This is a genomic window from Pseudomonas sp. Sample_10 (genome assembly GCF_004321495.1).
GTDB lineage: Bacteria > Pseudomonadota > Gammaproteobacteria > Pseudomonadales > Pseudomonadaceae > Aquipseudomonas.
Genome location: NZ_RCOE01000060.1, coordinates 1 through 8,369, shown reverse-complemented (window position 1 = coordinate 8,369; position 8,369 = coordinate 1). Strand labels below are relative to the sequence as shown.

Annotated in this window: 9 protein-coding genes; all 9 read right to left on the bottom strand. The window is 61.0% G+C overall.

Annotated elements, in window-relative coordinates; genetic code table 11:
• Positions 1 to 378, bottom strand: a 378-nt coding sequence (locus D8U18_RS05170) for a DUF2802 domain-containing protein (protein ID WP_131107181.1), incomplete at its 3' end; no start/stop codon positions are given.
• On the bottom strand, positions 379 to 864 hold the full coding sequence (locus D8U18_RS05165) for a chemotaxis protein CheW (protein WP_007980742.1): 486 nt from the start codon (positions 862 to 864) through the stop codon (positions 379 to 381).
• 41 nt (positions 865 to 905) lie between these two features.
• A complete protein-coding gene (locus D8U18_RS05160) occupies positions 906 to 1,862 on the bottom strand; it encodes a CheW domain-containing protein (protein ID WP_131107180.1) in 957 nt (318 codons plus the stop codon).
• Position 1,863: 1 nt separating this feature from the next.
• Positions 1,864 to 2,652, bottom strand: a complete 789-nt coding sequence (locus D8U18_RS05155) for a ParA family protein (RefSeq protein ID WP_056853002.1) — start codon at positions 2,650 to 2,652, stop codon at positions 1,864 to 1,866.
• 43 nt (positions 2,653 to 2,695) lie between these two features.
• The gene (gene motD, locus D8U18_RS05150; protein WP_056853003.1) at positions 2,696 to 3,586 is read right to left on the bottom strand and encodes a flagellar motor protein MotD; all 891 of its coding nucleotides are present in this window, start codon (positions 3,584 to 3,586) and stop codon (positions 2,696 to 2,698) included.
• Positions 3,587 to 3,598: 12 nt separating this feature from the next.
• Positions 3,599 to 4,339 (bottom strand): flagellar motor protein, encoded by a 741-nt coding sequence (locus D8U18_RS05145; RefSeq protein WP_056853004.1) that lies wholly within the window; start codon positions 4,337 to 4,339, stop codon positions 3,599 to 3,601.
• The gene (locus D8U18_RS05140; RefSeq protein ID WP_130908472.1) at positions 4,339 to 5,466 is read right to left on the bottom strand and encodes a chemotaxis response regulator protein-glutamate methylesterase; all 1,128 of its coding nucleotides are present in this window, start codon (positions 5,464 to 5,466) and stop codon (positions 4,339 to 4,341) included. The genes D8U18_RS05145 and D8U18_RS05140 overlap by 1 nt, the downstream gene beginning before the upstream one ends.
• A gap of 49 nt (positions 5,467 to 5,515) precedes the next feature.
• Positions 5,516 to 7,789, bottom strand: coding sequence for a chemotaxis protein CheA (locus tag D8U18_RS05135; protein ID WP_131107179.1), 2,274 nt, complete (start codon positions 7,787 to 7,789; stop codon positions 5,516 to 5,518).
• A 55-nt stretch (positions 7,790 to 7,844) separates the two neighbouring features.
• The coding region (locus D8U18_RS05130) for a protein phosphatase CheZ (protein WP_131107178.1) at positions 7,845 to 8,369 on the bottom strand (525 nt) is incomplete at its 5' end.

Here is an 8,369-nt window from a genome sequence, read left to right as displayed (position 1 = left end):
CTTGCTCATCAACTCCGCCTCAGCCTGGGTCAAGCCGCAGGACTGGGTCAGTTCGTCGACGCTCGCGCCCATCCCGACCAGTCGCGCCGCCTGGGCGAACGACAGGCTGGTGGGGTCGCGCTGTTCCAGCTGAACGAGTTTGTCCGGCAATGGCGCGACGATCGCACGTAGCTCATGCAGGTCTTCACCCATGCGCACGTTGCCATTCTGATAGTCGTCAACGCGCTTGCCCAGGTCCTTGATGCGCTGATCCCGCTGCGCATCACTCTGGGCCTGTTGTGCGGCGATCTGCTTCTGAGCGCGAATGTACGCCAGGAACATCGCCAGCGTGCCTGCCCAGAACAGGAACAGGACAATGACCGCAACCTCAAGAATCAATCAGATACTCTCCAGTTCCGACCATTCTTCTTCGCTCATCATCTTGTCCAGTTCGACCAGGATCAGCAGTTCGTTGTTCTTGTTGCACACGCCTTGAATGAACTTGGCGGATTCTTCGTTACCGACGTTCGGCGCGGTTTCGATTTCCGACTGACGCAGGTAAACCACTTCGGCCACGCTGTCGACCATGATCCCGACAACCTGCTTGTCGGCTTCGATGATGACGATACGGGTGTTGTCGCTGATTTCGGCATTCATCAGGCCGAAGCGCTGACGGGTGTCGATCACGGTGACCACGTTACCGCGCAGGTTGATGATGCCCAGCACGTAGCTCGGGGCACCCGGGACCGGGGCGATTTCGGTGTAGCGCAGGACTTCCTGAACGCGCATCACGTTGATGCCGTAGGTCTCGTTATCCAGCTTGAAGGTGACCCATTGCAGGATCGGATCTTCGGAACCTTTTGCCGCCGTTGCCTTGTCATTCATACCCTGACCCCTCAAGAAACCGCCCTGGCGGTGTTGTTCTGTTATGTAGTTTTATGCGGCGGTTTACTGCCGCCCATATGCTTTGCGCCGCCGCTGGCGATCAACTCGGCCAGCGCGGAAACGTCGAGCAACGCACACATGTGTTCAATCACCGTGCCGGCCAGCCATGGCCGCTGGCCACGGTGACTGCGCCACTTGATTTCGTTCGGGTCCAGGCGCAACGAACGACTGACTTGATGCACCGCCAGCCCCCATTCGTAACCCTGAACCGAAATGACGTATTGCAGGCCCTGCTTGAAATCGTCGCGATAACGGTCGGGCATGACCCAGCGAGCGGTATCCAGTACTTTCAGGTTGCCGGCCTGGCTCGGCAGGATCCCGAGGAACCACTCCGGCTGACCGAATAACGGCGTCAGTTCATGACCGGCCAGGGAATAAATCGAACCCAGGCACACCAGCGGCACCGCCAGGGTCAAGCCGGCGACATCGAACAACAGGCATTCGAACGGCTCGGCAGCCCAGGAAGGACGACCGTCGGTTTCCAGCGGTGGCGGCGTGTTGGCGGGCGGCAGATGAACTTCGACCACCGGCGCCACCAGCGTTGGCTGCACCTCGGCAACCTTCGGTTCCGGCACTTGCTGTACTTCGGCGACGGGCGCCGCCAGTGTTTGCAGCAATGGCGCGATGGTCGATACCGACGGCAGCATCGACGTGGGTGCTTCGATCACAGCAATTGCCGGACGTGCAGGCACTTCCATCGGCACGGCCGCTTTGGCGACCGGCTCGGCAGTAAAACCAGCCTGCCGGGCGTCACGAGCCTGCTCTTCAAGCACCGCGGCCTGGAACTCATCGAGTGCCGCTTCGTCTTCGACCACCTCAGGCAGCGGGTCAAGCGGAGCCAACAGTTCCTCGGTCACCTCTTGCAGAAGGTTGTCCAGATACGACTGCAGCGCCAATTGCGGACGCGACGTGAGTTTCAATGGCCGGTCAAGACTCATCTCACGCCACCTGCGGAACAAGTTGTGCCGCCAGCAGATGCTTGAGCAAGGCGCGGTAAGCCAGGACGCCGCGACTCTTGCCGTCGAATTGCGAAGGCGTCAGCCCGGCCCGGCTGGCATCGCGCAGGCGGGTGTCCACCGGGATGTAGCCTTGCCAGATTTCTTCCGGAAATTTGTCGCGCAAGACGCGCAGCGTACCGAGGGACGCTTGGGTGCGGCGGTCGAACAACGTTGGCACGATGGTGAACGGCAACGCCTGTTTGCGGGATCGGTTGATCATCGCCAACGTGTTGACCATGCGCTCCAGGCCCTTGACCGCCAGGTGCTCGGTCTGCACCGGGATCACCAGCTGCTGGCTCGCCGCCAAGGCATTGACCATCAGCACACCGAGCAGCGGCGGGCTGTCGATCACCGCGTAATCGAAGTCTTGCCACAACTGCGCCAGGCTCTTGGCGATCACGAGTCCCAGCCCACTCTGCCCCGGCGACTGACGCTCGAGGGTCGCCAGCGCGGTGCTCGAAGGCAGCAGGGAAATGCGCGGGTCGCTGGTCGACAGCAGCAGCTGCCCCGGCAAGCCCTGGGGCACGTTGCCCTTGTGCAGGAACAGATCGTAGTTGCTATGTTCCAGGCTGTCGGGGTCGTAACCGAAATAGCTGGTCATCGAGCCGTGGGGGTCGAGGTCGACCACAACCACGCGCTTGCCCGCCTCGGCCAGCAAACCGGCTAAAGCGATGGATGAAGTGGTTTTACCGACACCACCCTTTTGATTGGCGACTGCCCAGACTCTCATTCGGATTGTTCCTCCCGGCCCAATGAATCGACCGAGAAATAGCTCAACGTGTTAATGCGGGTGACGGAGAATTGACGGCGCTCTCTCGTACCGGCGACTTGACCGGGGTCGGTGCAGTTTGTGTGCCAGCACGCTTCAACGCGGCATCCGGTTGCGCATTGGCAGTTCCAGTGCCAGTCAGGCTGCGGCGTACATCGAGGTTGCGCGACACCACCAGCACCACGCGGCGATTACGTGCCCGGCCTTCTGCCGTGGCGTTGTTGGCGACCGGCTGGAATTCGCCATAGCCCACCGATGCCAGTCGACCGGGATTCACACCCTGCATCGCCAGCATGCGCACAATGCTGGCCGAGCGGGCCGACGACAGTTCCCAGTTGGTCGGGTACTGCGCGGTACGAATCGGCTGATCGTCGGTGAAGCCTTCGACATGAATCGGGTTGTCGAAGGGTTTCAGGATCGCCGCGACCTTATCGATGATGTTGAAGGCAATGTCACTGGGCATGGCGTCGCCACTGCCGAACAACAGGCTGGAGTTCAGTTCGATTTCGACCCACAACTCGTTGCCACGCACGGTCATCTGGTTGGACTGGATCAGATCACCGAACGCCGCACTGATGTCGTCGGCGATGCTCTTCAGCGGATCGCTGCTACCGGCGACGCCGGCGTCGACTTGCTCGCTGTCTTTGACCAACGGCTTGGCCGGGGTCACGGTCTTTGGTCGCTCCTCACCGATCGGAATCGGCTTGAGCGCGCGGTCGCTGTCGGTGAAAACACCGATCAGCGCCTCGGAGATGATCTTGTACTTGCCTTCGTTGATCGACGAGATCGAATACATCACCACGAAAAAAGCGAACAGCAGCGTGATGAAATCCGCGTAGGACACGAGCCAGCGCTCGTGGTTAACGTGTTCTTCCTGATGCCGACGACGAGCCATTAGGTTAGTCCCTTAATCCATGAAGCCTTGCAGCTTCAACTCAATGGAGCGTGGGTTTTCACCTTCGGCGATCGACAGAATCCCTTCCAACAACATTTCGCGATAACGCGATTGGCGCAACGCGATGGATTTGAGTTTGGCGGCAATCGGCAACAGCACCAGGTTGGCGCTGGCTACGCCATAAATGGTGGCCACGAACGCTACGGCGATGCCGCTGCCCAATTGCGATGGGTCAGCAAGGTTGCCCATCACATGGATCAGGCCCATTACTGCACCGATGATGCCGATGGTGGGCGCATAACCGCCCATGCTTTCGAAGACTTTGGCCGCTTCGATGTCGCGGCTTTCCTGAGTGTAGAAATCCACTTCCAGAATGCTGCGGATCGCTTCCGGTTCGGCGCCATCCACCAGCAATTGCAGGCCTTTGCGCGAGTAGTTGTCGGGTTCGGCGTCGGCCACCCCTTCCAGACCGAGCAAGCCTTCCTTGCGTGCGGTCAGGCTCCAGTTGACGACACGATCTACGCCGCCTGCCAGGTCGACACGCGGCGGAAACAGAATCCACGCGAGAATCTGCATCGCGCGCTTGAAGGCGCTCATTGGCGATTGCAGCAATGCCGCACCAATGGTCCCGCCGAGTACGATCAAGGCTGCGGGGCCGTTGGCCAGCGCACCCAGATGGCCGCCTTCGAGGTAGTTGCCGCCGATGATGGCGACGAACGCCATGATGATGCCGATAAGGCTGAGAACATCCATCAGATACACGCCTCGACGATGTGCCGGCCAATGTCGTCCAGGCTGTACACCGCGTCAGCGAGTTCGGCTTTGACGATGGCCATCGGCATGCCGTAGATCACGCAGCTGGCTTCATCCTGCGCCCAGATCGAACTGCCGCCCTGCTTGAGCAGGCGCGCGCCCTCGCGACCATCGGCGCCCATGCCGGTCAACACCACCGCCAGAACTTTGTCACCGTAGGACTTGGCCGCCGAACCGAAGGTGATATCGACGCACGGTTTGTAATTCAAACGCTCGTCGCCCGGGAGGATTTTCACCGCCCCACGGCCGTCGATCATCATTTGCTTGCCGCCCGGTGCGAGCAGGGCCAGGCCAGGACGCAGGATATCGCCGTCCTCGGCTTCCTTGACGCTGATGCGGCAGAGTTTGTCCAGACGCTCGGCGAACGCCTTGGTGAACGCAGCGGGCATGTGCTGGATCAGCACGATCGGCGCCGGGAAGTTGGCCGGCAATTGAGTCAGCACCCGCTGCAAGGCAACCGGGCCGCCGGTAGACGTACCGATGGCCACCAGTTTGTAGGCTTTGCGTTTTGGCGCCGGTGATGACTGCGTGGGCGCATGGGTACGCACCGGAATCGGAGCCGGTGCCGGACGCACAGGTGCGCTGCTGCCGTAACTGCTTGTGGAAGGCGTAGGCGTCGGAGCAGGTGCGGCCACCGGAGCCGGTGCACTGTAGGCGCTGACACGACGGTTGCTGCGCGAAATGCTCAGAATCTTTTCGCACAGCAGTTGCTTGACCTTCTCGGGGTTGCGCGAGATGTCTTCGAAATTCTTCGGCAGGAAATCCACCGCGCCGGCGTCCAGCGCATCGAGGGTTACCCGCGCGCCTTCGTGGGTCAGCGAGGAGAACATCAACACCGGGGTCGGGCAGCGCTGCATGATGTGCCGCACCGCCGTGATGCCATCCATCATCGGCATCTCGTAGTCCATGGTGATCACGTCTGGCTTGAGGGCCAGCGCCTGATCGATCGCCTCTTTGCCGTTGGTCGCCGTACCGACGACCTGGATATTCGAATCCGCTGAAAGAATTTCCGAGACGCGGCGGCGGAAAAACCCCGAATCGTCCACCACCAGGACTTTGACTGCCATAAACACTCCGTTAGACGGGGCGAGGCTCAGTCGCCCCGCTCCACCAGAATCAAATACGCCGTGCGGCGTAACGCTTGAGCATGCTCGGAACATCGAGAATCAGCGCAATGCGGCCGTCACCGGTGATGGTGGCGCCGGACATGCCCGGGGTTCCCTGGAGCATTTTGCCCAATGGCTTGATGACCACTTCTTCCTGGCCCACCAGTTGATCGACGACGAAGCCGATCCGCTGGGTGCCCACCGAAAGGATCACCACATGGCCTTCGCGCTGCTCTTCGTGAGCGGCGGAGCTGACCAGCCAGCGCTTGAGGTAGAACAACGGCAGCGCCTTGTCCCGCACGATCACCACTTCCTGGCCGTCCACCACGTTGGTGGTCGACAGGTCGAGGTGGAAGATTTCGTTAACGTTCACCAGCGGAAAGGCGAACGCCTGGTTGCCGAGCATGACCATCAGCGTCGGCATGATCGCCAGGGTCAACGGCACCTTGATGACGATCTTCGAACCCTGGCCCTTGGCCGAGAAAATATTGATCGAACCGTTGAGCTGGGAAATCTTGGTTTTCACCACGTCCATGCCCACGCCACGACCCGACACGTCGGAGATCTCGGTCTTGGTCGAGAAACCCGGGGCGAAAATCAGGTTGTAGCACTCGGTATCGCTCAGTCGATCGGCCGCGTCCTTGTCCATCACGCCGCGTTTTACCGCGATCGAACGCAACACGTTCGGGTCCATGCCCTTGCCGTCATCGGAGATCGACAACAGGATGTGATCGCCTTCCTGTTCCGCGGCGAGAATGACCTTGCCGCCGCGGGCCTTGCCCGAGGCTTCGCGTTCTTCCGGCGACTCGATGCCGTGGTCGACCGCGTTGCGCACCAAGTGGACCAACGGATCGGCCAAGGCCTCGACAAGGTTCTTGTCGAGGTCGGTCTCTTCGCCGACCAGCTCCAGGTTGATCTCTTTCTTGAGCTGGCGCGCCAGGTCGCGAACCAGGCGCGGGAAGCGCCCGAAGACCTTCTTGATCGGTTGCATCCGGGTCTTCATGACCGCGGTTTGCAGATCGGCCGTGACCACGTCGAGGTTGGACACGGCTTTGGACATGGCTTCGTCGGCGCTGTTGGCACCCAGGCGGACCAGGCGGTTACGCACCAGCACCAGTTCGCCGACCATGTTCATGATTTCGTCGAGACGCGCGGTGTCGACCCGCACAGTGGTCTCGGCTTCGCTGGCAGGCTTTTCCGCGGGCGGCGCGGCCGCGGCACGGGCCGGAGCCGGTGCAGCGGCGGCAGGTGCCGGCTTCGCGGCTTCGGCCTTCGGTTCAGGAGCCTTGGCCACCGGCTTCGGTGCCGCAGCCTTGGCGACAGGCGCCGCAACCGAGGCGCTCGCGCCGGTTGCCGTGCCAGCCGTGGCGCCCACTTCAGTGAACTTGCCCTTGCCGTGCAATTCGTCGAGCAGCGATTCGAATTCGTGATCGGTAATCAAGTCACTGCCGGCCGCCGCAGCGGTTGGCGCAGCAGGCGTCGGCACCGAAGCGATGGCCGATTCCAGCGCATCCACGGCAAAGTTGCCCTTGCCGTGCAGTTGGTCGAGCAGTGCTTCGAATTCGTCGTCGGTGATGTCAGAACTGTCGCCCGCGGCTTTCGGAGCCTGCGGCGCGGCAGGGGCCGCCGGTGCCACCGCATCAACGGCAAACTGGCCTTTACCGTGCAACTGGTCGAGCAACGACTCGAACTCGGCGTCGGTGATTTCGTCGCTGGCCGCAGTATCGGCGGCGGGCGCTGGAGCAGCCGCCGGCGCCTCGGCCTGGGCCTTGACGGCGTTCAGCGAGTCCAGCAGTTGTTCGAATTCATTGTCGGTGATGTCGCCTGACTCGCTTTGAGCGGCAGGTTCTTCAGCCACTTCGGCGACGGGTGCTGGCGCTGCCTCGTCAGCCGATTGCGGCTCGGCCAGACGGGCCAGTGCCGCGAGTAATTCCGGCGTGGCAGCCGTGATCGGGCCACGCTCGCGGACTTCGCTGAACATGCTGTTCACCGCGTCCAGTGCTTCGAGAACCACGTCCATCAATTCCGAGTCAACGCGACGTTCACCCTTGCGCAGGATGTCGAACACGTTCTCGGCGATGTGGCAGCACTCCACCAGCTCGTTGAGCTGGAGGAAGCCGGCGCCCCCTTTTACAGTGTGAAAACCGCGAAAAATTGCATTGAGCAGATCCGCATCATCCGGTCGGCTTTCCAGCTCGACCAGCTGTTCGGACAGTTGCTCTAGAATCTCGCCGGCCTCAACCAGGAAATCCTGAAGGATCTCTTCATCGGCGCCGAAGCTCATTAATGGTGTGCTCCTACAGGTCTAAAAACCCAAAAAACCTGAAATTCCTGAAACTCTAGAATCCAAGGCTGGATAACAAATCGTCCACATCGTCCTGACCGGACACAACGTCTTCTCTTTTATCGGCATGAATCTGCGGACCTTCACCCTGAGAGAGATGTTTTTGTGGATCTTTTTCTGCAAGCATTGCTTCACGGTCATGCTCGATGCCCGCAAAACGGTCAACCTGACTGGCCATGAGCACGAGCTTGAGCAGGTTGCTCTCGACTTCGGTGACCAGTTGGGTCACACGCTTGATGACTTGACCTGTGAGGTCCTGATAATCCTGGGCCAGCAGAATATCGTTGAGGTTGCCCGACACGGCACGGTTGTCTGTGCTGCTGCGCGTCAGGAACCCGTCGACTCGCCGGGCCAGTTCGCGGAACTCTTCAGCCCCGACTTCGCGACGCATGAACCGCCCCCAATCCGTGCTCAAGGCCTGGGCTTCGTCAGCCAGGCTGTTGACCAGCGGCGTGGCGTTTTCCACCAGGTCCATGGTGCGGTTGGCTGCGGCCTCGGTCAGCTTGACCACATAACCCAG

Excerpts from the sequence above, each read along its gene's own strand:
- D8U18_RS05135 (WP_131107179.1), bottom strand. The coding sequence starts at position 7,789 with ATGAGCTTCGGCGCCGATGAAGAGATCCTTCAGGATTTCCTGGTTGAG.
- D8U18_RS05165 (WP_007980742.1), bottom strand. The coding sequence starts at position 864 with ATGAATGACAAGGCAACGGCGGCAAAAGGTTCCGAAGATCCGATCCTG.
- D8U18_RS05160 (WP_131107180.1), bottom strand. The coding sequence starts at position 1,862 with ATGAGTCTTGACCGGCCATTGAAACTCACGTCGCGTCCGCAATTGGCG.
- D8U18_RS05140 (WP_130908472.1), bottom strand. The coding sequence starts at position 5,466 with ATGGCAGTCAAAGTCCTGGTGGTGGACGATTCGGGGTTTTTCCGCCGC.
- D8U18_RS05155 (WP_056853002.1), bottom strand. The coding sequence starts at position 2,652 with ATGAGAGTCTGGGCAGTCGCCAATCAAAAGGGTGGTGTCGGTAAAACC.
- D8U18_RS05145 (WP_056853004.1), bottom strand. The coding sequence starts at position 4,339 with ATGGATGTTCTCAGCCTTATCGGCATCATCATGGCGTTCGTCGCCATC.
- motD (WP_056853003.1), bottom strand. The coding sequence starts at position 3,586 with ATGGCTCGTCGTCGGCATCAGGAAGAACACGTTAACCACGAGCGCTGG.